Raw genomic sequence first — 21,817 nt, 5'->3', positions numbered from 1 at the left:
ACCGGATAACGGTTGTCAGCCCCTCAAGCGTCAGGGGCTAGCGTGTTGTGTTGAGCCGCGAACGATCAGGCGGGCGGCGAAGTCCAGGTTGTGCGCCGGGCCGGTGTCACCCTTGAGGCGCCTGAGCAGGCAGTCGAACGCGCTGGCGCCGATCTGTTGCGTCGGTTGGGCGAGGGCGGTGATGCCGCTGCCCACCAGCGCAAACCAGTCCAGGTCATCCAGGGCGATCAGGCCAACGTCTTCGAACAGGCGGCAGTTCAACTCGCGCAAAACCTGGGTGCACGCCAGGGCGGCCACGCCGTTGGAACAAAAGATGGCCTTGGGGCCGGGACCAGCCGCTTGCAGAAATGCCTGGATATCGGTGTTGAGTTGCGGGCCGGTTTGCACCGCTGCGCCGCTGAGCGACGGGTGTTGGGCCAAGTGCTGATTGAAGCTCTCGATACGCTCGCTGCGTGAACTGGTGCCGTCAATCGGCTCGCTGACCAGCAGCAGATCGCGATAACCCTGCTCTTGCAGGTGCTCAAGGGCCATGCGCACGGCACCGGCGTTGTCGAGGCCGACCATGTCGCTGTGCAGTTGCTCGACTTTTCGGTCAATCAGGACGATGGGCATCTCTTGGTGCAGCGCTTGCAGCGCGTCAGGATGATGGCCAAGGGTGTTCAGAATCAGGCCTTCGATGTTGTAAGAACGTAACGCCGCGAGGTGCTGATGCTCTTGCTCATCGTTACGGTCGGTGTTGCACACCACCAGGTTGTAGCCGTGCTGGCGGCAGGCGGTTTCAACGCCATGCATCACCGCAATCGAATAGGGGTTGCGAATATCGGCCACCAGCATGCCGATCAGCCGGGTACGACCGCGCTTAAGGCCACGGGCCATTTGATTGGGGCGATAGCCCAGCTCGTTGATAGCGTGTTCGATACGTTCAGCGATGGCTGCGGACAACAGAGCCCGGTCTTCACCGATAAAGCGCGACACACTGGCCTTGGAGACGCCAGCGCGCTGGGCAACATCAAGCATGGTCACGCGGGTGCGCTGGGCTGCAGAAAAACTGTTCACGGCCTGAAACCTTTTATTGGTGTTATCGCAGGCGGTTTCGATCAGAGGGCGATGAAACCGGTTTCAGGAAAACTCAAATCACCCGGTGTCGTCAAGTTTTGCGTGCACTCGATTTCAATAAACCGCTGAATGACCTTGTAGTCGCTGACGAGGCACGAGACTGCGATGCGAGCCGCAGGATCGCCAATTAGGGTCGCTTCGCAACCCATCGCAGCCTCATGCTTCGTCAGCGACTACAGGTTTTGCAGGGGTTACACCTTGAACTGGCCCAATAATCCGTTGAGCTGCACGCTCAGTTCCTTGAGGTGAGCGCTGTCGGCACTCGATTGTTCGGCAGCCTTGGCGGTGTTTTGCGATAGGCCGGCGGCCTGAGTGACGTTCTGGTTGATGTCTTCCACAACGTGGGCCTGCTGCAACGTGGCGCTGGCGATGGATGCATTGAGCTCGTTCAGGTTGCTGAGTGCCTGGCCGATGGTGGTCAGGCTGTTGCCGGCCTGGGTGGCCTGTTCGATGGTCGCTTGCGACGCCTGGCTGCTGCTGGCAATGACATTCACGGCTGCGTCGGAGTGTTGCTGCAACGCCTCAATCATGGTCTGGATTTCAGCCGTGGATTTTTGCGTGCGCTGGGCCAGCAAGCGCACCTCATCGGCGACCACGGCAAAGCCGCGACCCTGTTCACCGGCGCGCGCCGCTTCAATGGCTGCGTTCAGGGCCAGCAAGTTGGTCTGTTCGGCAATCGAGCGGATCACTTCAAGCACACTGCCGATACCGCTGCTTTGCGTGGCCAGCGTGCGGATCACCTCGACCGCCTGATCAATGGTGATCGACAGTTGGTCGATCTGCTTCAGGCTGCTGTCGATGTTCTGCTGGCCCAACTCGGCCTGGGTCTGCGCACCGCGCATTTCGCCTGCGGCGTGTTCGGCGTTTTTGGCCACCTCTTGCACGGCGTAGGTGACTTCGTTGATCGCCGTGGCCACTTGATCCATCTGCGAGGCTTGCTGCTGGCAACGTTGCTGGGCTTGCGTCGCGTCGTTGCCTATCTGCGTCGAAGACTGTTCCAGCGCCGTGGCAGTGGACTGCAAGTGGCGAATGACCGTGCGCAGCTTGGTGGTGAAGGTGTTGAAGTGCCGGGCAAGCTCGGTGACTTCATCGCGCCCGTGGGTGTCGAGACTGCGGGTCAGGTCACTTTCGCCGCTGGCGATATTGCTCATGGCCTGCACCGCCTCTTTTAACGGGCGGGCGATGCTGCGGGCGATCAGCCTGACCAGCACGACCATGAACAGCGCAATCGTCAGTCCGGCCACACTGGCTTTCCAGACTTGCGCCTGAAACTCGGCCTGTATGTCGTCGATGTACACCCCGGAGCCAATCACCCAGCCCCATGGCTCGAACACTTGCACATAAGAGGTTTTTGCCACCGGCTCGTCAGCGCCAGGTTTCGGCCAGCGGTAAGCCAGGTTGCCTGAACCCTGGGTCTTGGCCAGTGCGACCATTTCATTGAAGATCGCAACACCGTCCGGGTCCTTGATGGCAGACAGGTCTTTGCCGTCGAGTTTGGGGTTGGTCGGGTGCATGACCATAAAAGGGCGCAGGTCATTGATCCAGAAGTAGTCGCCCTGGTCATAGCGCATCTTGCTGATGACCTGCAGCGCTTGTTGTTGCGCAGCATCCCGGCTTAACGATCCGGCAGTTTCAAGGCCATGGTAGTAATCCAGAACGCCACTGGCGGCTTGCACCACGTGCCGGGTTTTCTGCGCTTTGCCTTCATTCAAATCGTCATGTATCTGCTTTAGCATCAGCAAACCCAACGTCAGCAGCATGGCCATTGCCACGATCAAGATCAGCCACAGACGCTGGCTGATGGACAACGTGCGCAGGGTATTCATACAGCGGTCACTCCTTTGTTGTTCTTGTTGTCAACGCTCGCACTCAGAGCAGCGAAAGTGGAACGTGTCTGATAGGATCTCGGCCGAAATTCAGAAAGCTGAATCTTTATTGTTTTCTGACAGTTATTTCACATCACGTCAGTGAACATGCAACACCCGCAACCACGGGTCGGCACCGGTTGCACACACTTATTTTTTGGCTAATCAGCACGGCATGACGCCGGGCTTTAATGGGGGAATGATGGATCTTTGGACTGCCGCACAGGCGTTGATACTCGGTGTCGTTGAGGGCCTTACGGAATTCTTGCCGGTCTCAAGTACTGGCCACCAGATTATTGTGGCGGACTTGCTGAACTTCGGCGGCGAACGCGCCATGGCGTTCAACATCATTATCCAGTTGGGCGCCATTTTGGCGGTTGTCTGGGAGTTTCGCCGCAAGATCCTCGACGTTGTCGTGGGTTTGCCGACGCAACCCAGCGCGCGCCGTTTTACCGTCAACCTGATCATCGCGGTCCTGCCGGCGGTGGTGTTGGGGGTGATCTTCGCTGACATGATTCACGAGTATCTGTTCAACCCGATTACCGTGGCCTCTGCCCTGGTTATCGGCGGTGTGATCATGCTTTGGGCTGAGCGCCGTACCCACGTCATTCGCGCTGAAACCGTTGACGACATGACCTGGAAAGACGCGGTCAAGATCGGTTTTGCACAATGCCTGGCGATGATTCCGGGGACTTCGCGTTCGGGCTCGACCATCATCGGCGGCCTGTTGTTCGGCCTGTCGCGTAAAGCGGCCACCGAGTTTTCGTTCTTCCTGGCGATGCCCACCATGGTCGGCGCGGCGGTGTACTCGGGTTACAAGTACCGTGAACTGTTCCAGCCCGACGACTTGCCAGTCTTCGCCATCGGTTTTGTGACGGCGTTCATCTTCGCCATGATCGCGGTCCGTGCGTTGCTCAAGTTCATTTCCAACCACAGCTATGCCGCGTTCGCCTGGTACCGCATTGCCTTCGGCCTGCTGATTCTGGCGACCTGGAAGTTCGGCTGGATTGACTGGGCTGCAGCAGGTTGAAGACCTCAGCCAACGACCGTCGCGGCTCGCCTGGGGTGCCTGAGCAGCCAGCTGGGCCCATGCGTGGCGTGAAGCTCAAGCTGCTGGCGTTACTGCTGCTGTGCGCGATGCCACTGGGGGGCTCGCTGAGCCTGTTGCTCACCGGCATCACGCGGGTGCCTCTGCTTGTTTATGGCGTGGCCAGTGTCGTGGCGTTCATCCTTTATGGCTATGACAAGCAGCAAGCCCGGCATGGCCGCTGGCGCACCCCGGAAAAGCTCCTGCACGGAGTTGAATTGCTGGGCGGCTGGCCGGGTGCGCTGGTGGCTCAGCAAGTGTTTCGCCACAAGACCCGCAAGGTGTCTTTTCAGGTCTGGTTCTGGTTGATCGTGGCCGTGCATCAAGCGATCTGGATTGATGTGCTGTTCTTGAAAATCACTTTTCTGAACCTGTAAGCGGCTGCCATGAGCGTCAGATCAATAAGCCGATCTGACGCTTTTTCGGCAATTTGCCGACCACCAACTGGTGGGAACGGCGCAGCAAGTCTTGCAGTTCTTCGGCGCCCATCGGGTAGGGCGCCTGCATGTTGATCCAGTGGGCCCGCGCCAGATACGGCGAAGGGCGTATCCCCGGGCGATCGATATAGCCCAGAAACAGTTCTTTCTCGACCTTGAACGACAACCCGTTGCTGTTGAGGTTGAACAGGGCAAACATTTTGCTCTGATCGACATAGAACACTTCAACCCCGCCCCATTTCACATCCTCCTTGACCCCCGGCAGGCTGCGACAGAACTCGGCTACCTGTTCCTTGGACATGATTTTTTGGGTGTTGGACGTGCGCGTCATAGGGTTTTTTCTCCGCAGCGTTCGAAGGTATCAGCCAAATGTTCGATCCAGGCCCGCACCGCTGGCATGACGCCGCGTCGGTGCGGGTACACGGCTTGCAGCCAGCCGCCGGGCAGTGACCATTGAGGCAGTAGTTGCACCAGCTCACCGGTTTCAAGCTCGTGCTCGCAATACATCAAGGGCAGCACGGTGAAGCCCAGACCTTGCAGGGTGCAGGCTTTACGCACGTTAAAGTCATCAATGCCCAAGCGTGCTTCCAGCACCATGTCTGAAGCTTTGCCGTGCTCATCGAGCATGCGCAAATGCACCATGCGATCGGCCTCAAGCGCCCCCAGCACCGGGGCATTTTTGAGATCGTCCGGGGTCTTGATTGCCCACTGTTCAGCAAAGGCCGGGCTGGCCACCATCACGGTCACCGCCTTGCGCAAACGTCGCGTTACCAGCAGCGGGTCTTCATCGCCCAGTTCGCGGACGCGCATGGCCACGTCAATGCCTTCGGTGATCAAGTCTACGCGGCGGTTGAGCAGGCTGACCTCCAATTGCACATGGGGGTAGGCGCGCAGAAAAGAGCTGACCATATCGGGCATAAACTGGTGAGCCAGGCCCACCGGGCACGAGACCCGCAGGCGCCCTCGGGGCTCGCTGGACATACTGGCCACGGCCTCGTCGGCCATTTCGGCTTGCAACAGCATGGCCTGGCAATGGCTCAAGTAGCGCTCGCCAACAGCGGTCAGCTTTAGTTGGCGCGTGGTGCGCTGCAACAGACGCGCACCCAGGCGCTCTTCAAGTTCGGCCACACGCCGCGACAGGCGTGACTTGGGGATGCCCAACAGACGGCCCGCCGCCGCAAAACCACCGGCTTCGACCACTTTGGCGAAGTAGTAGAGATCATTAAGATCTTGCATTGCTTTTCTCACTGTCCTACAGGTGGGACGAACTATCGCATGCTCGCTGACTTATCGTCGATTGCTTTCATCGGTAGCATCACCTCCACTTGAACGCCTGACGGCGATCTTAATTTGGAGATCCGCATGAAACTTTTGCATATCGATTCGAGCATCTTGGGCGACAACTCGGCTTCGCGTCAGCTGAGCGGTGAAGTAGTCAAGGCTTGGCAAGCGGCTGAGCCGAGTGTTGAAGTGAGCTACCGCGACCTCGCCAGCGAAGGCATTGAGCACTTCTCGGCGGCCACCCTGGTGGCGGCTGGCACCCCGGCTGAACTGCGTGATGCGGCGCAAAAGTACGAAGCGCAATTGAGCGCAGACACCTTGGCGCAGTTTCTGGCCGCGGATGCAGTGGTCATCGGCGCGCCGATGTACAACTTCACCATTCCAACCCAACTCAAGGCCTGGATCGACCGCATTGCGGTGGCCGGTCAGACCTTCCGTTACACCGAAACCGGCCCGGTTGGCCTGTGCGGCGGCAAGAAAGTGATCGTGGTCTCGACCTCGGGCGGCATTCACGCGGGCCAAGCGACAGGCGTGGCGCACGAAGAGTATTTGAAAGTGCTGCTGGGTTTTCTCGGCATCACTGATGTTGAGTTTGTTCGTGCACAGGGCCTGGGTTATGGCGATGAAGTGCGCAGCAAAGCCCTGAGCGATGCTCATCAGCACATTAGTCAGGGTCTGTTCAGCGCCGCGTAAGCTGCCCTGTAGTGCCCGCATAACAAAACTCTGTATTCTGGATACCGTCATTGGCCAGAGTACGGAGTTTTTTGCATCTGGCTTTAATGGCTTGGGTTATGCAAAGAAGAGGTTAACCGTCTTTTTTCATTGCCTGCTGCAAGCTGAGCGCTATTAAAGGTAAGCCGCCATGATGCGTCTATGCGCTGTCGTGTTTCTCATAATGGCTAGTTGCCCTGTGCTGGTGCACGCCGAGCCACTGAACCAATGGAGCGTGGGCTTTCATCGCCTCAGCTTTCTGGACCCGGTGGACGGCCAGCCGATGAACGCCATCGCCTTCTATCCGTCTACCGATGACGAAGTGCACAGCCGCATCGGCGTCTATGACCTCGATGCCAGCGAAGATGCCAAAATTGCCATCGGCCATTACCCGCTGCTGGTGCTGTCCCATGGCAATGTCGGCACGCCGCTGGCACTGCACGACCTGATCACCGCACTGGCGCGCAAAGGCTTTGTTGTCGTGGCGGTGCTGCATCCGGGTGACAACTTCAAAGACCACAGCCGTACCGGCACCCTGAGCAATCTATACGGGCGGCCGATGCAAATATCGGCGGCGATTAGCGCCGTGCTGGATGAAAACAGCCTGTCTGCTTACGTCGATGCGGATCAGGTCGGGGTGATCGGCTATTCGGCAGGTGGTGAAACGGCGCTGATTCTGGCCGGGGCCGAGCCGGACTTGAACCGTCTGCGGCGTTATTGCCAAGAGCGACCCGATGATAACGATGCCTGCACGACCCAAGGTGAATTGATCGCTGATCGGGATGATTTGTTGCCCGTCGCGGACCCGCGTGTGCGTGCGTTGCTGTTAATGGCGCCGCTGAGCCTGATGTTTGGCCGCGACACCCTGGCCCAAGTGCATGTGCCGGTTTTGTTGTACAGCGGCGAGGGTGATCAAACCGTGTTTCCGGACAAAAATGCCGAAGCTCTGGCGCGTAAATTACCGATCCCCCCTGAGTTCAATCTGATCCCCGGCGCCGGACATTTTGTGTTTCTGGCGCCTTGCTCGGATGAACAGCGCGCAACCATGGCCTGGGCCTGCACCGATGCTGATGGGGTTGATCGTGAGGATATCCATCGCGATTTGATTTACGAATCAGGGCGCTTTTTCAGTAAGGCGCTGAATAACAACGCCCACACACTGTTACGTACCGCAGACCACTAGCTGGCCCGGCGCGAGAGCCCTAGGGTAAGCAGCAGGCCCGCAATGCACATCAGTGCTGCGCTAAAGAAAATCCAGGGATACCCAAGGTTCAAGGCAATGGCGCCCATCAGCGGCCCGGCCATGGCCAGCGCCAGGTCAAAAAACACCGCATAAGCGCCCAGGCCTGCACCCCGACTCGAACTGGGGACTTGCTTGACCGCCTCAACGCCCAGCGCCGGGTACACCAGTGACAGGCCAAACCCTGCCAACCCGGCACCGATCAAGGCATAGCCGGTAGACGGCGCGAGCCACAACAGCACCAGCCCCAGGGTTTCCATGGCCATACAGGTCATTGCGACGCTGTAGCCACCCAAGCGGTTAATGCTGTTGGTGAATATCAGCCGGGCCAGGATAAAACACACGCCAAACACCGTCAGGCAGTAGGCCGCGCCCGTCCAGCCCTGGTCGATATAGAACAGCGTGATAAAGGTCGTCAGGGTGCCATAACCAATAGACGCCAGCATCAGGCTGAGGCCATAGGGCGCGATCAGCCCCAGCACCGACCAAAAGGACAGGCGCACCCCGGCGATCACCGGCATCGAAGTTTTGTTACGGATGGTCAGCAGTGCCAGCAAGGCCAACCCCAGCAGCGCAATGCCCAGGCTGGAAAACCCGAGTGTGTCGATCATCAGAACACCCAGCGGGGCACCCAAAGCAATCGCCCCATAAGAGGCGATACCGTTCCAGCCGATGGTGCGTGCGGTGTGTTCCGAGCCGACTTGCGCGATGCCCCAACTAATCGTGCCGACACCGATAAGCCCTTGGGCAATGCCCAGAAAAATGCGCCCGACGATCAAAATGCCAAGGCTCAGCAGCGGGGAGCTTTGCAGCATGACAGCGACGTACGTGAGTACACCGCTGATGGCGATGCCGATCAGGCCGTACACCACCGCAGGCTTGGTCCCGTGTTTGTCGACGATGCGCCCGGCCGAAGGACGTGTCAGCAGGGTGGCGAGGTATTGCGAGGCGATGGTCAGGCCGGCAATCACGGCGCTGAAGCCCAATTGGTCATGCACATAGCCCGGCAAGACCGCGATGGGCAAGCCAATGCAGATAAAGGCGATAAACGTGTAAAAAACAATCGACAGGATTTGCAGCGTAACCGACAGAGAACTCGGATGAGGAGGATGTTGCGCAGACATGAGCAGCGGTTCCGGCTGGCGTTTGGGCGCCGCTATGATGGCGTGCCGGCCGGGTAAATGAAAGCAGGCTAACGATAGTTCGTTTGGGGCACCCTTTTTACCTCTTGAGCCATAACGTCGATCGGTTCACAACCTGTCTTTTTCCAGTGAGAGACAACCCCAGATCGGCAGCAACTGATGAGTTGCACACGTAAGGGGTTGTGCAGGGTTTCGCTGCGTTGTATCAGGCTCGGGACCTGTTTACTCGGCACTTCTATCGTTATGGCTAGAGACGAATTGGCGAAAACGCTCGGTGGGCAAGCCTTCGAACAGTTCAGTCGGCGTGCCCTGAGCGTCGATCAAGCCGCCGTGCATAAACACCACCCGATTCGACACGTGCCGGGCAAAGCCCATTTCGTGGGTGACCACCAGCATGGTGCGGCCTTCTTCGGCCAGCGAGCGCATCACCCGTAATACCTCGCCAACCAGTTCGGGGTCGAGTGCCGAGGTGGGCTCGTCAAACAGCATTACTTGTGGGTTCATCGCCAGTGCGCGGGCGATTGCGACCCGTTGTTGCTGCCCCCCGGACAGGTGCGCCGGGTAGTAGTCCTTACGCTCGTACAGGCCGACCTTGTGCAACAGGGCCTCGGCCTCTTCGATGCATTCGGCGCGTGGGCGTTTGAGCACGCGCATCGGGCCTTCAATCACGTTCTGCAGCACCGTCATGTGCGACCACAGGTTGAAGCTCTGAAACACCATGCCCAGGCTACTGCGCATGCGCTCGACCTGACGGTTGTTGCTCGGCGTTTGACGGCCGTCGACATGCTGTTTCATCTCGATCACTTCACCGTTGACGCGGATGATGCCTTGATCGGGGGTTTCCAGCAGGTTGATGCAGCGCAGGAACGTGCTTTTACCGGACCCGCTGGCGCCGAGGATCGAGATCACGTCGCCTTTGTGTGCGTCCAGATCAATACCCTTGAGGACATGGGCGCTGCCGAAGGACTTCTGGATATTAGTGACCGACAAGGCTGAAGCGGACTGAATGCTCATGGCAGGCTCCGTATCAAATCAGGAATGGGTAGGCAGTGTGGGGCTGGATTTTTTCACGACGTCTGCTGGGCGTTCGCGCAAGTGTGGCGAGAGGCGATACTCAAGCCAGGCGACCGCACGCACCACCAGGTAGTTGAGCACCAGATAAATCAGGGCCGCGCAAATGAACACCTCCATGGTGCGGTAGGTGCGCTGGATGATCTGCTGGGCGACGCCCGTGACATCCCAGACCGTCACCAGGCTGGCGAGGGCGGTGGACTTGACCAGCAAAATGGCTTCTGTTGAGTAGGCCGGCAGGGCCTGGCGCAGGGTCACCGGGGCGATGATCCGGTACAGCAACTCCCAGGGCGACATGCCAATGGCTTTGCCAGCTTCGATCTGACCTTGGGGTACGCTGAGCAGGCCACCGCGGATGATTTCTGCAGTGTAGCCGGCGGTGCACAAGGCCAGTGACACCACTGCGCAGCCATAGGGTGAACGCAGTACGACCCAGGCAAAACTGTCGCGGATGGCCGGGAACTGGCCCAGCCCGTAGTAAATCAAGAACATTTGAATCAGCAGCGGTGTGCCGCGAAACAGCATGATGTAGAACCGCGCCGGGTAGCTGAAAAACCACCAGCGGCTGACCCGCAGGCTGACGATGCCGACCGACAAGGCAAGGCCGAGCACTAACGAGCAGAAAAAAATCGACAAGGTGGTGGGCAGGGCGGCCAGCAGCTTGAGCATGGTGTCTGCGAGGAACGGAAAATCAATCATAGGTGTCGCTCCCGACGCGAACTAGACTGGGCTGCGCTGCCGCGTACGGCGCACGCGGGCTTCAGCCATGTGGAACAGCCGACCGGAGAGGCCGGTGAGAATGAGGTACAGCGCGCCCCCGATGATGTAGAAGGTGAAATAGTGGCGGGTGGACCCGGCTGCGACCTGACTGGCGCGCATCAATTCCACCAGACCGATGACTGAAATCAGCGCGGAATCTTTCAGACTCATTTGCCAGACATTGCCCAGACCCGGCAGCGCGTAGCGCAAAATCTGCGGCACCAGAATCCGTTTGAAGCGCATGGCACGGCTCATGCCGATGGCCAGCCCGGCTTCCAGTTCGCCACGCGATACGGCGAGAAAGGCCCCCCGGTAGACTTCCGCCTGATAAGAGCCAGAGATCAGCCCCACCGCCAACGCCCCGACCAGAAAAGGCGGCACGTCGATATAACCTTCGCCGCCGAACCAATGGCCAACCGCCGTCACCACACTGGCCCCGCCAAAGTAGAACAGGTAGATCACCAGCAACTCGGGAATCCCCCTGAACAGTATCGAGTACAGATTTCCCAGCCCGCGCAAACTGCGGCGGCGGGAGAGTTTGGCCGCCGCCACCAGGCTGCCAAATACCGCCCCTACCAGCAGTGCTGCGAGGGTCAATATCACGGTCATGCCGGTGGCCTTGAGCAGCGCCATCCCCCAACCTGAGTCACCAAAACTGAGTAGCTGCAAGAGGTTCATAGTGGATCCCACGTCTAAAAAGGGTTAAGCAGCCCGGCACCCTTCACGCTGCCGGGCCATTCAGATCATTGCTTGGGGGTCAGGTCCTGCTTGAACCACTTCTCGCTCAGGGTTTTGATCGTGCCATCAGCCATGGCTTCCTTGAGGGCGGCGTCGAACTTGGATTTGAGCTCCACGTCGTTCTGGCGAAAGCCCAGGGCTTCGCCTTCACCCCAGATCGGGCCTTTGATCACCGGGCCGGTGTACACCAGTGACTTGTTCTCCGGCTTGTCCATGAGCGAGTTGAAGAAGGTCACGTCATCAAAGGCAACATCGATCCGCCCGGATTGCAGGTCGAGAATGGCCTCGGACGAGCTGCCGTATTCACGGATCGTCGCTACATCTTTGAAGTTTTGATCAATGAATGAGGTGTAAATGGTGCCGGAGGCGATGCCGATGGTTTTGCCTTTAAGCGCCTTGCGCAGGTCTTCAACGCCAGCACGGATTTCCTTGGGGTCGGTGCCCAAGGTGATGGCCGCGTCAGTACCGGTTTTGCCTGGCAGCAAGTCGGCTTGCAGGGCGACAAAACTGGCCGGGGTCTGGGCGTAAGGCGTAGAGAAGGCCATGACCTTCTGGCGTTCGTCGTTGATGACAATGGCGTCCATCAGCACGTCGAATTTGCCTGCATTGAGGCTGGCGATCATGCCGTCCCAGTTCTGCACGACGATGTTGCACTTGAGCTTCATGCGCTGACAGATCACGTCCATCAGTTCTGGCTCGAAGCCGCTGACTTTTCCACCTGGCAGTGTCAGGTTCCAGGGTTCATAGGCGCCCTCTGTGGCGATATTGACCGATGTCCACTCTTTGGCCTGGAGTGCCGGAGCACAGGCCAACACCATTGCACTGAGCGCTACAGAACCCAACCAGCTTGATTTGTTCGACATCTTGGTACTTCCTGTCTAATCAATTGAGTGTTGCGAACTGATCCGGCTCAGGCCGAATCGCCAAGGTCGGTACACACCGTTTTTTCTGGGGATTGCAAACGGATGCAAACCGGTACTAAGCCTGTAAGGGCGAATGCATTTTCCACGCCGACGTCCTGGGCCAACTGACGGATGTTGTTGCCGTGGCTGAGCGTTGGAACGTCCATTTTTCTGTCACTCGACTCGATCAAACCAAACCCGCTGGGTAGAGAGGTACGTGCGAACATGTATTTGCTTGTACATACAAGAATATGCAATCAATCGGCCAACTTGATTTCTCATCGATGAATCCGTTTGAAATACAGTGAAAGTTCTTTAGAAACAGTAGGTTATGGGTGTTTATTTGTTGCGGGATTTTTATCCGGCAGTGGCAAGGCGGATGCTTGAGCCTGAAAGTGCACCACGGTGGTACGAACGGTGACAGTGTGGATTAAAGTGGTGCGCGGCGAGGGGTAACGGGTATGACTGTCTGTGTGGGGAGGGCCACGCTTTATCTCGCAGCCCTCTCTTGGAGCGCGGCCTGTTTACTTGAGGTTTTGCTGCACGGTGGCGAGTACTTCGCCGCTGCGCACTTGCTCGGTCACGCTGGCAATGTCGGTATAGAACGCGCGGTCGTGTTCAGCCACCGGTACACGGCTGCGCACCAGGTCATACACTGCTTTGGTCACGCTGGAGGCTTTGCCCACGTCATGAAAATCGAGGGCCTGGCAGCCCACCAGCAGCTCCATGGCCAGCACTGATTCCAGTTTTTCGGACACTTTGTAGGCCTTGATCACAGCGTTATAGGCCAGGCTGACCAGGTCTTCCTGGTTGGCGCAGGTCGAGAAGCTGTCGACCGAGGAGGGGAACGACAGTGACTTCATTTCTGCATACAGGCCTGCCGCAGTGTATTGCAGGATCATGTAGCCGCTGTTCAGGCCCGGATTGCGCACCAAAAAAGCGGGCATTTCACTGAAGTGCGAGTTAACCATGCGATCAATACGACGCTCGGCAATCTTCGCCAGGTTGGCCAGTGCCACGCACAAGGAGTCGGCTGACATGCCGATGTAGGTGCCATCAAAGTTGGCTCCCGAGATGGCAATGCCGTCGCCGTCATCAAGCGGGTAGATCACCGGGTTGTCGCCTGAAGAGTGAATTTCGTTTTCGATGTTTTCCCGCGCGTGCTCGATAAAACGTTTCGACGCGCCGTGTACTTGGGGGATGGAGCGCAGGCTGTAGGCGTCCTGAAGCCGGTAGTCGATGTTTTCAGCGATCAGTTGGCTGTCATGCAGCATCGCCTTTATGTCCTGTGCAGTTTGCGCCTGCTCTTTGTGTGCCTTGATCGAGTGATAGCGTGGGTCGAAGGCCCGAATCGTGCCTTTTAACGCTTCCATGGACAGTGCCGCGGCGACGTCTGCCAACGAAGCGGTCTGCATGGCGTTGTACAGGGCCAGAATGGCGATGGCGGTCACCGAGGTGGTGCCATTGAGCATGGCCAGGCCTTCTTTGCACTGCAGATCGGTCGGTTGCAGGCCAACCTGTTTCAGCGCGGTGGCGCCATCAACCCATTCGCCGCCATTGACCCGCGCTTTGCCTTCACCCAGTAGGACCAGAGCCAGGTGCCCCTCGACCGCCAGGTAACCCACCGATCCTTCGCCGGGTGCAAACGGTACGACGTCGTTATTGAGCAGGGCAGCGATCAGTTCCAGTAACTCAAGGCGCACCCCCGAATACCCTTTGCCAAGGCTGATCAGCACCATCAACTGTATCGCACGCACCTGCTCACGCTTGAGCGGCTCGCCCACGGCCACCGCGTGGGAGCGCACGATATTGACCTGAAGCTCCTTGGCATTGCTCGCAGAAATCACATGGCGAACGTTGTCGCCGAACCCGGTGGTCACGCCATAGACCAAGCGATTCTCATCAAGAAAACGCTCCACCAGACCACGGGATTTTTTCACGCGCTGCTGATAAGCCTCAGAAAACGAGACCTTGGCTGCATAACGGGCGACCGCCACAAACTCTTCGATGGAAGGCTCTCTATCGCCAAGAACAACCTGAGTGATCTGTTGAGGATGAGCTTTCATTGCGAACTCCCGAGAAACCAAATGAATAAGGGGCTGGACCGGCCAAGCCGTCGCTCGATTGAGCGTGGGAGAAGGCTAAAGCGATTTTTGAGTGAAGAAAATATGGCGATTTCTGTCAGTTTTATTAGTATTTCTAAACTTTAAATGCCTGTGAGGCCGCACCTTGCCATGAGTCGCTTACCGCCTTTGCGCGCCCTGCAAATATTCGAAACCGTCGGCCACTGTGGTGGTATTTCCCAGGCGGCAAAACGCTTGAACCTCTCGGTGGGGGCGGTGAGCCAGCAGATGAAACTGCTGGATGAGGCGCTGGGCATGAGCCTGACGGTCAAGGACGGCCAGCGTTTGCGCTTGAACGCCATTGGCCAGCGTTTCCATGCCAGATGTTCGACAGCCTTTGAAGAGTTGAGAGCCGCTGTGGCTGAAGTCGAACGCTCGAAAAACCCCAACAACTTGTATGTCAGTGGCTTGCCTTCACTGATGAACAAGTGGCTGGGGCCGCTGATTTACGAATGGCAGCACGAGCATGACGATCTCGACATCTATCTGGATGGCACGCTTGCGGATACATCGGAGGAGGAAAACGCCGATTTCCGGATTGGCTATGGCGAGCCGATCCAATACGCCGAGCGCAGCGTTGTGCTGTTTCACGATTGTGTGGTGCCAGCGTGTTCACCGGCGCTTTTAGGCCATTCAGGCACGGTGGGGCAGGCCGCTGACTTGCTTCAGTACCCACTGATACGCGTTGACTCACGGCCGAAATTTGATTCGCCGCCGTCGTGGGTTGAATGGTTTGATCTGGAAGGCGGGGTGGTGGAGCAGAAGATTGCCGTGCGTCGAAGCTTTTCTTCAGCCAGCATGGCCATTCAGGCCGCCATTGATCACCAGGGCATCGTACTGGCGCAGTACTCGATGATTGCCCGTGACATTGCTGAGGGGCGCTTGATCATCCCGTGGCCGCACGCCATGGCGCTGCCATCGCCGTATTACCTGAGTTGGCACCCTAACACGCTACACAAAGCACAATGCCGGGCGTTTCAGCGCTGGTTGATAGGTCGGGGAAAAGCGCAGGAAGACATGACTGAGCGCCTGATCACAGCTCTGCCTGCACAAGCAACTGTAGGAGCGAGCTTGCCTCGCGATCTTTAAAAAGGCCAAAAGATCGCGAGACGAGCTCGCTCCTATGAAAAACAAAATAAGTGATTGATTCTAAAGGCCCTGTAGGAGCGAGCTTGCTCGCGATCTTTTGATCTTGATCCAAGAGCCCCCTCACCCTAGCCCTCTCCCGAAGGAGAGGGAACCGATTGGGGGATGCTGAAGATATTCGGTGGCCTGTTTGCTGCGGGACAGCCCGGGTCGTAGCAAGGGCTTTACCGGTGTCTGGAATCAGAACACCACGCCTTGGCTGCGCAGGTAGTCGTCGTAGGTGCCGCTGAAGTCGATCACGCCGCTTGGGCTCAGCTCGATAATACGAGTGGCCAGCGACGATACGAATTCACGGTCATGGCTGACGAAAATCAGCGTGCCAGGGTAGTTTTCCAGCGCCAGGTTCAACGCTTCGATGGATTCCATGTCCAAGTGGTTGGTCGGTTCGTCCATCACCAGTACGTTCGGCTTTTGCAGGATCAGCTTGCCGAACAGCATGCGGCCTTGCTCACCACCGGAGATCACCTTGACCGACTTGAGGATCTCGTCGTTCGAGAACAGCATGCGGCCCAGGGTGCCGCGAATCATTTGCTCGCCTTGAGTCCATTGGCCCATCCAGTCGAACAGGGTCACATCGTCTTCAAAGTCGTGCGCGTGGTCTTGCGCGTAGTAGCCCAGCTCAGCGGACTCAGTCCACTTGATCGAACCGGCATCCGGAGTCAGCTCATTGACCATAGTGCGCAGCAGCGTCGTTTTACCGATACCGTTCGGGCCAATGATTGCCACGCGCTCACCGGCTTCAACGGTAAAGCTGAAGTCTTTGAACAGCGTCTTGCCATCAAAGCCTTTAGCCATGTTTTCAACAATGACGGCCTGGCGGTGCAGCTTTTTGGTCTGCTCGAAACGAATGAACGGGCTGACACGGCTGGAAGGCTTGACCTCGGCCAGGGTGATCTTGTCGATTGCCTTGGCGCGCGAGCTTGCCTGTTTGGATTTCGAGGCGTTGGCCGAGAAGCGGCTGACGAACGCTTGCAGCTCGTTGATCTGAGCTTTCTTCTTGGCGTTCTCAGACAGCAGTTGCTCACGCGATTGGGTCGCGACAGTCATGTACTCGTCATAGTTGCCCGGGAACAGGCGCAGCTCGCCGTAGTCCAGGTCAGCCATGTGGGTGCAGACGCTGTTCAGGAAGTGTCTATCGTGAGAGATGATGATCATCAGGCTGTTGCGCTGAGTCAGAACGTTTTCCAGCCAGCGGATCGTGTTGATATCCAGGTGGTTGGTGGGTTCGTCGAGCAGCAGCACTTCAGGATCAGAGAACAGCGCCTGAGCCAGCAATACACGCAGCTTCCAGCCCGGCGACACTTCGCTCATCGGGCCGTTGTGCTGTTCAATGCCGATACCCAGGCCCAGCAGCAATTCACCGGCGCGGGACTCAGCGGTGTAACCGTCCATTTCTGCGAACTCGGTTTCGAGTTCGGCAACGGCCATGCCGTCTTCTTCGGTCATTTCTGGCAGCGAGTAGATGCGATCGCGCTCAGCCTTGACCTTCCACAGTTCTTCGTGGCCCATGATCACGGTATCGATCACGGTGAATTCTTCGTAAGCGAACTGATCCTGGCGCAGCTTACCCAGACGTACGTTCGGTTCCAGCATGACCTGGCCGCCCGACGGGTCGAGATCGCTGCCGAGGATTTTCATGAAGGTGGATTTGCCGCAACCGTTGGCACCGATCAAACCGTAGCGGTTACCTGCGCCGAATTTTACTGAAACGTTCTCGAATAGCGGCTTTGCGCCGAACTGCATCGTGATGTTAGCTGTGGAGATCAATTACTTTACCTATCAATAACTTAGAGAGCGCGTATTTGAGCTGGTAGCCGTTTGCTACCAACCTGGAGCTTTTCAAGCCCACTCCGATCTGAGCTTGAGTTGACCCAACGCGCATAAGTCGACAGCAACAATTGGACGCTAAGGCCAAGCTGCTGAGGAATAAAAGCGGGGTTCATGCCAGACATGGCGCGCATTGTCGCATAGGTGTGACGACAGTTGTATGGCAGGCGACCATTGAAACCGAATGAGCGCAGAGTGAACGCTGCGCGAGAGCCCTGTTTCGATGGACCATTGATGCGATACAGGTCTTCATGGCTGCGCGGGGGTGGACGGCAGTCGAGACGTGAGAATGAACCCCTTTAATCAAACGCCTTCTAAGATGATTCAGTCTATCGGAGGCACATTGTGGCCAAAATCATCACTGAAGATACCCGCCTTCAACAGGCGTGCACGGCTGACGTCTTGTTATTTGGTACACCGAAAGATCGTCTGGACTTCTATCGCAGAGAAATTCAGTACGAAACCAGCCTGCTCTCAAATAGAACGAACGCCTATTTAACGGCGCAGTCGTTCCTGGTCATTGCGTTTGCATCGTCAATGGCCAATCTCAATCCTGAGTGGGGAGAGCTGTTCACACTGGTGGTGCCAAGCTTGATGGCCGTTCTGGGCATCTTTAGCTCATTGCATGCCTGGCCAGGGTTTCGGGCTTCGTATGTGATTATTGATCACTGGCATTTCAAACAAAGCCATTTGTTGCGAAGTGACCCGGTGATGGGTAAAGCCTACGATGAGTCGCCCTTGTTTAACGAAAAGGAATCCAGTCAGAAGGGCTATCGAAAGTCGCTCATGTTCTCGATGAGAACACCTTGGCTGTTTGTGATTTTCTGGCTGCTTCTCGCCAGTTTTTGCATCTATGTGCAGCTCGCTAACGCCAGCCAGTGAGCTTGATGGGCGCGGTGCAAGCCCCGACAACGCCGGGGCCTGACCGGGCGGATCAGAAGACCATACCGACCTTCACGCCGAACTCGTCACGCTTGAGTTTGGTGTTGTCAGCAACCGGAGAATCCTCGTCAATCTTGTACTCGGTACGGGTGTAGTAGATGCCCGCCTGGATCGGCAGATCGCCTTGCTGATTCATCAGCAGCGACACTTCAGCGTAAGGGTTGGTGCGGTCTTTCATGTCGACGGTGTCGCTGCCGAAGTTTTTAACTTTGACCTTGGCTCGGCCATCGAGGGTCTGGCGGGCACCCACTTCAACGCGCAGGGTCGAGGTGTCGAACTGGTGGTTGTAACCCAGAGCGGCCTTGGCGAACGGCGATTTGTAGGTCAGTTTGGTGTCGATATCGTTGATCTCTGGCTCGAAACGGGTCCAGGTGTAACCGCCACCCACGATCACGTCGACAAAGTTGCGCGCATCCAGCGCGGCACGCCAGCCAAGGTCGAGGTCAGCCTGGGCTTCCTTGAGCTTGTTGCCATCCTTCTTGCTGTATTTGGCTTCGCCACCCAACTGGTAGATGAAACCCGATTCAGCGGTCATTTTGTTGCCATAGTTGGCAAATACGCCGCCTTGGCCCATGTGTTCCTTGTCGGATCTGCTGCCGCCTTCGAATTTGAAGTCTGTGTATGAACCCAGCAAGCCCACGTTGAACAGCGGGTCGGTGCTTGGGGCGGCCATCACTGCCAGCGGAGCGCTGAAAAGCGCCAGGGCGCAGGAGTGACGTAGCAGTTTTTTTGTAAACATTCGCAAGAGTCTCCATGACTTGAAAAATATCGAACGAGCGTTTCGATAAAGCGTCAGAGAGAAAGTTCAAAAATAATGGCGAGGGACTTACGCACTGTTCGTAACAGACCGGCGAAGTACGTTATCAATCAATCGGCGTCATGCAGGCAGGTTATTGAGCGCTAGCGATAAATGCGAATTTTCTGCCAGCTCACCTTGCTGTAAAAAGTCCCGGTGTCGCCCAGCAGGGCATAACGGGTTGCCCGATAGGCCGATGTAAACTTTGAGCAGTGCAAGCCCCGGATCTTTTTATAAGCCCATGACCAGCCGCGTTTGCTTTTATTCTCCATAGCCTTAGCCTCACACAAGGAGCATCTAGTAGTGTTAGATGCTAGCGACAAAAGATGACACTTGCGGGTGCACAGATAAGCCAAATGAGCTTATTTAAAAGTCGTTAGTTGCGTGTTTTGTTATTTATCGTCGGGCTTTGTCGAGAGCTAATCAGGGTTAACGCTTTTGTTTTACTGACACTCGAGTGGGGAGTCAATACGCCAACTCTGGCAACTTAGGCCGTTTAATTGGCGGGCAGAGGGATTTGCGTCTATAGAGGTCTACCCTCCGGCACGATCAGACCGCCAAGGTGTCACTGCTGATCGCGACAGTCTGCGGCTTTGCGGGCGATTCGCTTGGCCGAACCTGGTGTCTATGGTTGCGGCAGGCAAGCGTTAAACGTTAAATTTTGTCGGTCATTAGCGCCCTGTGTCGGAGATCAAACATCGGTAAATATGTTCTCTTTTGGCCAGCGTATTTCCAGGTATTCGCTCAGGTAACTGATAAAAGCTTTAACTTTTGGCGTCATGGCAGCCCGGTCTTGAACGCAGGCATAAATGTCCAGGGGCTTGGTGTATGACTCAGTCGGTGAATGGCTGTGTTGAAGCAGCGGGATAAGCTGACCCGATTCGATATAAGGTGCGGCGATGTACTCTGCCAGTCGCGCAATACCGGCGCCATGGGCAGCCATTTGTGCAAGTGCGTCAATGTCGTCACTGGTGGCCGTAACATTAAGCGCTGCATAACTGTGCTGGCCATTGTTGATAAACCCCCAGCGCAGAAAGCGACCATCCAGAGGGTAGCGAAAACCCAGGCAGGCGTGATGTTGCAGGTCGTCGGGGGAAGCTGGCCAGCCCGCACGTTCGAGGTAAGCCGGTGAGGCGCAGACAATAAAAGGCACCGAGACGATTTTGCGGGCAATGATCCCGTCTTCCAGTTGCGGCTTGATTCTCAGGCTCAGGTCAATGCCGCTGTGGATGTGGCTGATTTTGTTGTCAGTGATGTTCAGTTCCAGAGTCAGACGCGGATAGCGCGTGGCAAAACCCGCGACCAACGGGGCGACGACATGCCGCCCGAAAGCGGAAGTCGACGCGATGCTCAACCGCCCTTGCAGTTCGCTGTCGCTATGGCTGATAGCCCGGTGTGCCAGCTCAACATCCGTGACGATGCGCTGCACTCTGTTGTAGTAAAGGGCTCCGTCCTCGGTCAGCGCCATGCTTCGGGTGGTGCGTTGCAGCAAACGCGTGCCCAAGTGTGCTTCCAGACGGTTGATGGTCTGGCTGACGGCGGCGGCACTGAGGCCGAGATTTTTCGCCGCGCCTGCAATCGATCCGGCTTCAACTACTTTGATAAAACTGTTAATCGCAGCAAACAAATCCATGTTTTGATCCTGAACGGGCCGTATTCGTAAGATCTGCTTTATAAACAAACTAGAAATGGCCGTCTAGTTGCGTGTTTTTGATCTTGTTAAGGTGCGCCATCCACTACTTTCAGGATTAAAGGGCCACACATGAACGCTAAAAGCACTTCAAACACCTTGATTTCAAGCCGCCTAAAGTTCTCGGTGCGTGCAACGCCCTATGTATTCGCGTTGTACATGTCCACGATCATGGCCTTTTTAATGTCGCTGGTGATTACTGCTGCCAATACTGGTATCGATGCGGATTACCTGAACAACACGTTGCAGGCTTATAAGTTGGCCATGCCTGCCGCTTTCCTGTGCATCCTTGTGGTGCGCCCCATCGTGATCAAACTGGTGGCCATGACGGTTCATCCGCATCGCTAACCGCGGGCAGCTTTTACAGCCAGTATTTGGGATAGCTGCCTTTGCTGCGTGCGTTGTTAAGGCATAAGGCAGTGATCACCACCACCAGCGAGCCTGCCAATACGGGCGTTAGCAAAAAACTCCACGGGGCACCGGCGGTGATGACGACCAACGGGTTGGCACCGGCGGGGGCATGCACGGTGCGTGTCTGCTGCATGGCGACCAGCGCCAGCCCGACTGCCAAAGCGCAAGCCCACCATTCATTGCCCAGGGTGTGCAGCACCACGAGCCCGACCAGTGTCGACACCATGTGCCCGCCAATGATGCTGCGCGGCTGGGCCAGGGGGGAGTCGGGCACGCCAAAGGCCAGCACACAACTGGCACCAAACGAGGCCATCAGCCAGGGCGTTCCGCTGATCAGGCTAAGCCAGCCGGTGGCGCCGATAGCGATGACCACGCCGATAAACGACATCAAGCTGAAACGCAGATCGGGGGCGGGTGGAGCGCTTGATTTAGGCAGGCGAATAATAGGCATGGCGATAACTCGGTGAGGGGATAGTGACAAAAGGATACCGATCGGTTTACCTGTAAGTCAACCGATCGGTATACACTGGCCG

Annotated in this window: 22 protein-coding genes and 2 pseudogenes; 7 read left to right on the top strand and 17 right to left on the bottom strand. The window is 57.1% G+C overall.

Going from position 1 to position 21,817, the window contains the following annotated elements:
• Window positions 1-30: 30 nt before the first annotated feature.
• From GHO25_RS12440 to GHO25_RS26910, 3 genes and pseudogenes are all read right to left on the bottom strand, one after another.
• Window positions 31-1,056, bottom strand: a complete 1,026-nt coding sequence (locus GHO25_RS12440) for a LacI family DNA-binding transcriptional regulator (protein ID WP_178110072.1) — start codon at window positions 1,054-1,056, stop codon at window positions 31-33.
• A gap of 251 nt (window positions 1,057-1,307) precedes the next feature.
• Window positions 1,308-2,042 carry a methyl-accepting chemotaxis protein gene (locus tag GHO25_RS26915; protein ID WP_371924480.1) on the bottom strand — a complete coding sequence of 245 codons (735 nt, stop codon included), beginning with the start codon at window positions 2,040-2,042 and terminating at the stop codon, window positions 1,308-1,310.
• A 123-nt stretch (window positions 2,043-2,165) separates the two neighbouring features.
• Window positions 2,166-2,852, bottom strand: a pseudogene (locus tag GHO25_RS26910) (cache domain-containing protein); the annotation flags it as partial.
• 331 nt (window positions 2,853-3,183) lie between these two features.
• Between GHO25_RS26910 and GHO25_RS12430 the strand changes: the two are divergent.
• A complete protein-coding gene (locus tag GHO25_RS12430; RefSeq protein ID WP_048390833.1) occupies window positions 3,184-4,011 on the top strand; it encodes an undecaprenyl-diphosphate phosphatase in 828 nt (275 codons plus the stop codon).
• Between the two features lie 59 nt (window positions 4,012-4,070).
• Window positions 4,071-4,445: a DUF1294 domain-containing protein gene (locus GHO25_RS12425; protein ID WP_153329912.1), complete on the top strand. Its 375-nt coding sequence runs from the start codon at window positions 4,071-4,073 to the stop codon at window positions 4,443-4,445.
• Between the two features lie 16 nt (window positions 4,446-4,461).
• Here the strand turns inward: GHO25_RS12425 and GHO25_RS12420 are convergent, their stop codons facing one another.
• Together GHO25_RS12420 and GHO25_RS12415 are read right to left on the bottom strand one after the other, a co-directional pair.
• Window positions 4,462-4,806 carry an MmcQ/YjbR family DNA-binding protein gene (locus GHO25_RS12420; RefSeq protein WP_048370390.1) on the bottom strand — a complete coding sequence of 115 codons (345 nt, stop codon included), beginning with the start codon at window positions 4,804-4,806 and terminating at the stop codon, window positions 4,462-4,464.
• Between the two features lie 26 nt (window positions 4,807-4,832).
• Entirely contained in the window at window positions 4,833-5,741 is a 909-nt protein-coding gene (locus tag GHO25_RS12415; RefSeq protein ID WP_153390893.1) for a LysR substrate-binding domain-containing protein, read from the bottom strand.
• A 126-nt stretch (window positions 5,742-5,867) separates the two neighbouring features.
• Between GHO25_RS12415 and GHO25_RS12410 the strand changes: the two genes are divergently transcribed.
• The gene (locus GHO25_RS12410; protein WP_123748910.1) at window positions 5,868-6,479 is read left to right on the top strand and encodes an FMN-dependent NADH-azoreductase; all 612 of its coding nucleotides are present in this window, start codon (window positions 5,868-5,870) and stop codon (window positions 6,477-6,479) included.
• Window positions 6,480-6,648: 169 nt separating this feature from the next.
• A complete protein-coding gene (locus GHO25_RS12405) occupies window positions 6,649-7,680 on the top strand; it encodes a dienelactone hydrolase (RefSeq protein WP_153390892.1) in 1,032 nt (343 codons plus the stop codon).
• Here the strand turns inward: GHO25_RS12405 and GHO25_RS12400 are convergent.
• The 7 genes from GHO25_RS12400 to hutH all read right to left on the bottom strand — a co-directional run bounded on the left by GHO25_RS12400 (window position 7,677) and on the right by hutH (window position 14,415).
• The gene (locus GHO25_RS12400; RefSeq protein WP_153390891.1) at window positions 7,677-8,861 is read right to left on the bottom strand and encodes an MFS transporter; all 1,185 of its coding nucleotides are present in this window, start codon (window positions 8,859-8,861) and stop codon (window positions 7,677-7,679) included. The two genes, GHO25_RS12405 and GHO25_RS12400, sit on opposite strands and share 4 nt — an antisense overlap.
• 240 nt (window positions 8,862-9,101) lie before the next feature.
• The gene (locus GHO25_RS12395; RefSeq protein ID WP_123748913.1) at window positions 9,102-9,893 is read right to left on the bottom strand and encodes an ABC transporter ATP-binding protein; all 792 of its coding nucleotides are present in this window, start codon (window positions 9,891-9,893) and stop codon (window positions 9,102-9,104) included.
• 18 nt (window positions 9,894-9,911) lie between these two features.
• A complete protein-coding gene (locus tag GHO25_RS12390) occupies window positions 9,912-10,649 on the bottom strand; it encodes an ABC transporter permease (protein WP_153333062.1) in 738 nt (245 codons plus the stop codon).
• A 21-nt stretch (window positions 10,650-10,670) separates the two neighbouring features.
• Window positions 10,671-11,342, bottom strand: a complete 672-nt coding sequence (locus tag GHO25_RS12385) for an ABC transporter permease (RefSeq protein ID WP_256677216.1) — start codon at window positions 11,340-11,342, stop codon at window positions 10,671-10,673.
• Window positions 11,343-11,452: 110 nt separating this feature from the next.
• The gene (locus GHO25_RS12380) at window positions 11,453-12,310 is read right to left on the bottom strand and encodes a transporter substrate-binding domain-containing protein (RefSeq protein WP_153390889.1); all 858 of its coding nucleotides are present in this window, start codon (window positions 12,308-12,310) and stop codon (window positions 11,453-11,455) included.
• A gap of 47 nt (window positions 12,311-12,357) precedes the next feature.
• On the bottom strand, window positions 12,358-12,576 hold the full coding sequence (locus GHO25_RS12375; RefSeq protein WP_153390888.1) for a hypothetical protein: 219 nt from the start codon (window positions 12,574-12,576) through the stop codon (window positions 12,358-12,360).
• Between the two features lie 297 nt (window positions 12,577-12,873).
• Entirely contained in the window at window positions 12,874-14,415 is a 1,542-nt protein-coding gene (hutH, locus tag GHO25_RS12370) for a histidine ammonia-lyase (RefSeq protein WP_153390887.1), read from the bottom strand.
• Window positions 14,416-14,583: 168 nt separating this feature from the next.
• Between hutH and GHO25_RS12365 the strand changes: the two genes are divergently transcribed.
• On the top strand, window positions 14,584-15,561 hold the full coding sequence (locus tag GHO25_RS12365; protein ID WP_153390886.1) for a LysR substrate-binding domain-containing protein: 978 nt from the start codon (window positions 14,584-14,586) through the stop codon (window positions 15,559-15,561).
• A 237-nt stretch (window positions 15,562-15,798) separates the two neighbouring features.
• On the opposite strand, the gene GHO25_RS12360 is transcribed toward GHO25_RS12365, so the two are convergent.
• Entirely contained in the window at window positions 15,799-17,385 is a 1,587-nt protein-coding gene (locus GHO25_RS12360; protein ID WP_082148731.1) for an ABC-F family ATPase, read from the bottom strand.
• Window positions 17,386-17,405: 20 nt separating this feature from the next.
• Window positions 17,406-17,615, bottom strand: a pseudogene (locus tag GHO25_RS26525) (site-specific integrase); the annotation flags it as partial.
• A 175-nt stretch (window positions 17,616-17,790) separates the two neighbouring features.
• Between GHO25_RS26525 and GHO25_RS12355 the strand changes: the two are divergent.
• Entirely contained in the window at window positions 17,791-18,327 is a 537-nt protein-coding gene (locus GHO25_RS12355; protein WP_178110071.1) for a hypothetical protein, read from the top strand.
• 52 nt (window positions 18,328-18,379) lie between these two features.
• Here GHO25_RS12355 and GHO25_RS12350 read toward each other — a convergent pair whose 3' ends face one another.
• Window positions 18,380-19,126, bottom strand: a complete 747-nt coding sequence (locus tag GHO25_RS12350) for an outer membrane beta-barrel protein (RefSeq protein WP_153390885.1) — start codon at window positions 19,124-19,126, stop codon at window positions 18,380-18,382.
• A gap of 748 nt (window positions 19,127-19,874) precedes the next feature.
• The gene (locus GHO25_RS12345; protein WP_153390884.1) at window positions 19,875-20,816 is read right to left on the bottom strand and encodes a LysR family transcriptional regulator; all 942 of its coding nucleotides are present in this window, start codon (window positions 20,814-20,816) and stop codon (window positions 19,875-19,877) included.
• Window positions 20,817-20,945: 129 nt separating this feature from the next.
• Between GHO25_RS12345 and GHO25_RS12340 the strand changes: the two genes are divergently transcribed.
• Window positions 20,946-21,221, top strand: coding sequence for a DUF2798 domain-containing protein (locus tag GHO25_RS12340; RefSeq protein ID WP_153372658.1), 276 nt, complete (start codon window positions 20,946-20,948; stop codon window positions 21,219-21,221).
• Between the two features lie 13 nt (window positions 21,222-21,234).
• Here the strand turns inward: GHO25_RS12340 and GHO25_RS12335 are convergent, their stop codons facing one another.
• Complete coding sequence (locus tag GHO25_RS12335) at window positions 21,235-21,735, bottom strand: HPP family protein (RefSeq protein WP_153390883.1); 501 nt, start codon at window positions 21,733-21,735, stop codon at window positions 21,235-21,237.
• Between the last annotated feature and the right edge of the window lie 82 nt (window positions 21,736-21,817).

This window comes from Pseudomonas sp. FSL R10-1350 (assembly GCF_009600525.1).
In the GTDB taxonomy this organism is placed as follows: Bacteria; Pseudomonadota; Gammaproteobacteria; order Pseudomonadales; family Pseudomonadaceae; genus Aquipseudomonas; species Aquipseudomonas helleri.
This window is presented reverse-complemented; position numbering and strand designations above follow the sequence as displayed.

Bases quoted from the DNA above. Each gene is read 5' to 3' on its own strand.
- GHO25_RS12340 (WP_153372658.1), top strand. From the start codon at position 20,946: ATGAACGCTAAAAGCACTTCAAACACCTTGATTTCAAGCCGCCTAAAG.
- GHO25_RS12390 (WP_153333062.1), bottom strand. From the start codon at position 10,649: ATGATTGATTTTCCGTTCCTCGCAGACACCATGCTCAAGCTGCTGGCC.
- GHO25_RS12395 (WP_123748913.1), bottom strand. From the start codon at position 9,893: ATGAGCATTCAGTCCGCTTCAGCCTTGTCGGTCACTAATATCCAGAAG.
- GHO25_RS12420 (WP_048370390.1), bottom strand. From the start codon at position 4,806: ATGTCCAAGGAACAGGTAGCCGAGTTCTGTCGCAGCCTGCCGGGGGTC.
- GHO25_RS12405 (WP_153390892.1), top strand. From the start codon at position 6,649: ATGATGCGTCTATGCGCTGTCGTGTTTCTCATAATGGCTAGTTGCCCT.
- GHO25_RS12345 (WP_153390884.1), bottom strand. From the start codon at position 20,816: ATGGATTTGTTTGCTGCGATTAACAGTTTTATCAAAGTAGTTGAAGCC.
- GHO25_RS12400 (WP_153390891.1), bottom strand. From the start codon at position 8,861: ATGTCTGCGCAACATCCTCCTCATCCGAGTTCTCTGTCGGTTACGCTG.
- GHO25_RS26915 (WP_371924480.1), bottom strand. From the start codon at position 2,042: ATGGATCAAGTGGCCACGGCGATCAACGAAGTCACCTACGCCGTGCAA.
- GHO25_RS12425 (WP_153329912.1), top strand. From the start codon at position 4,071: ATGCGTGGCGTGAAGCTCAAGCTGCTGGCGTTACTGCTGCTGTGCGCG.
- GHO25_RS12430 (WP_048390833.1), top strand. From the start codon at position 3,184: ATGGATCTTTGGACTGCCGCACAGGCGTTGATACTCGGTGTCGTTGAG.
- GHO25_RS12410 (WP_123748910.1), top strand. From the start codon at position 5,868: ATGAAACTTTTGCATATCGATTCGAGCATCTTGGGCGACAACTCGGCT.
- GHO25_RS12375 (WP_153390888.1), bottom strand. From the start codon at position 12,576: ATGTTCGCACGTACCTCTCTACCCAGCGGGTTTGGTTTGATCGAGTCG.
- GHO25_RS12385 (WP_256677216.1), bottom strand. From the start codon at position 11,342: ATGGCGCTGCTCAAGGCCACCGGCATGACCGTGATATTGACCCTCGCA.
- GHO25_RS12415 (WP_153390893.1), bottom strand. From the start codon at position 5,741: ATGCAAGATCTTAATGATCTCTACTACTTCGCCAAAGTGGTCGAAGCC.
- GHO25_RS12380 (WP_153390889.1), bottom strand. From the start codon at position 12,310: ATGTCGAACAAATCAAGCTGGTTGGGTTCTGTAGCGCTCAGTGCAATG.
- GHO25_RS12365 (WP_153390886.1), top strand. From the start codon at position 14,584: ATGAGTCGCTTACCGCCTTTGCGCGCCCTGCAAATATTCGAAACCGTC.
- hutH (WP_153390887.1), bottom strand. From the start codon at position 14,415: ATGAAAGCTCATCCTCAACAGATCACTCAGGTTGTTCTTGGCGATAGA.
- GHO25_RS12335 (WP_153390883.1), bottom strand. From the start codon at position 21,735: ATGCCTATTATTCGCCTGCCTAAATCAAGCGCTCCACCCGCCCCCGAT.
- GHO25_RS12350 (WP_153390885.1), bottom strand. From the start codon at position 19,126: ATGTTTACAAAAAAACTGCTACGTCACTCCTGCGCCCTGGCGCTTTTC.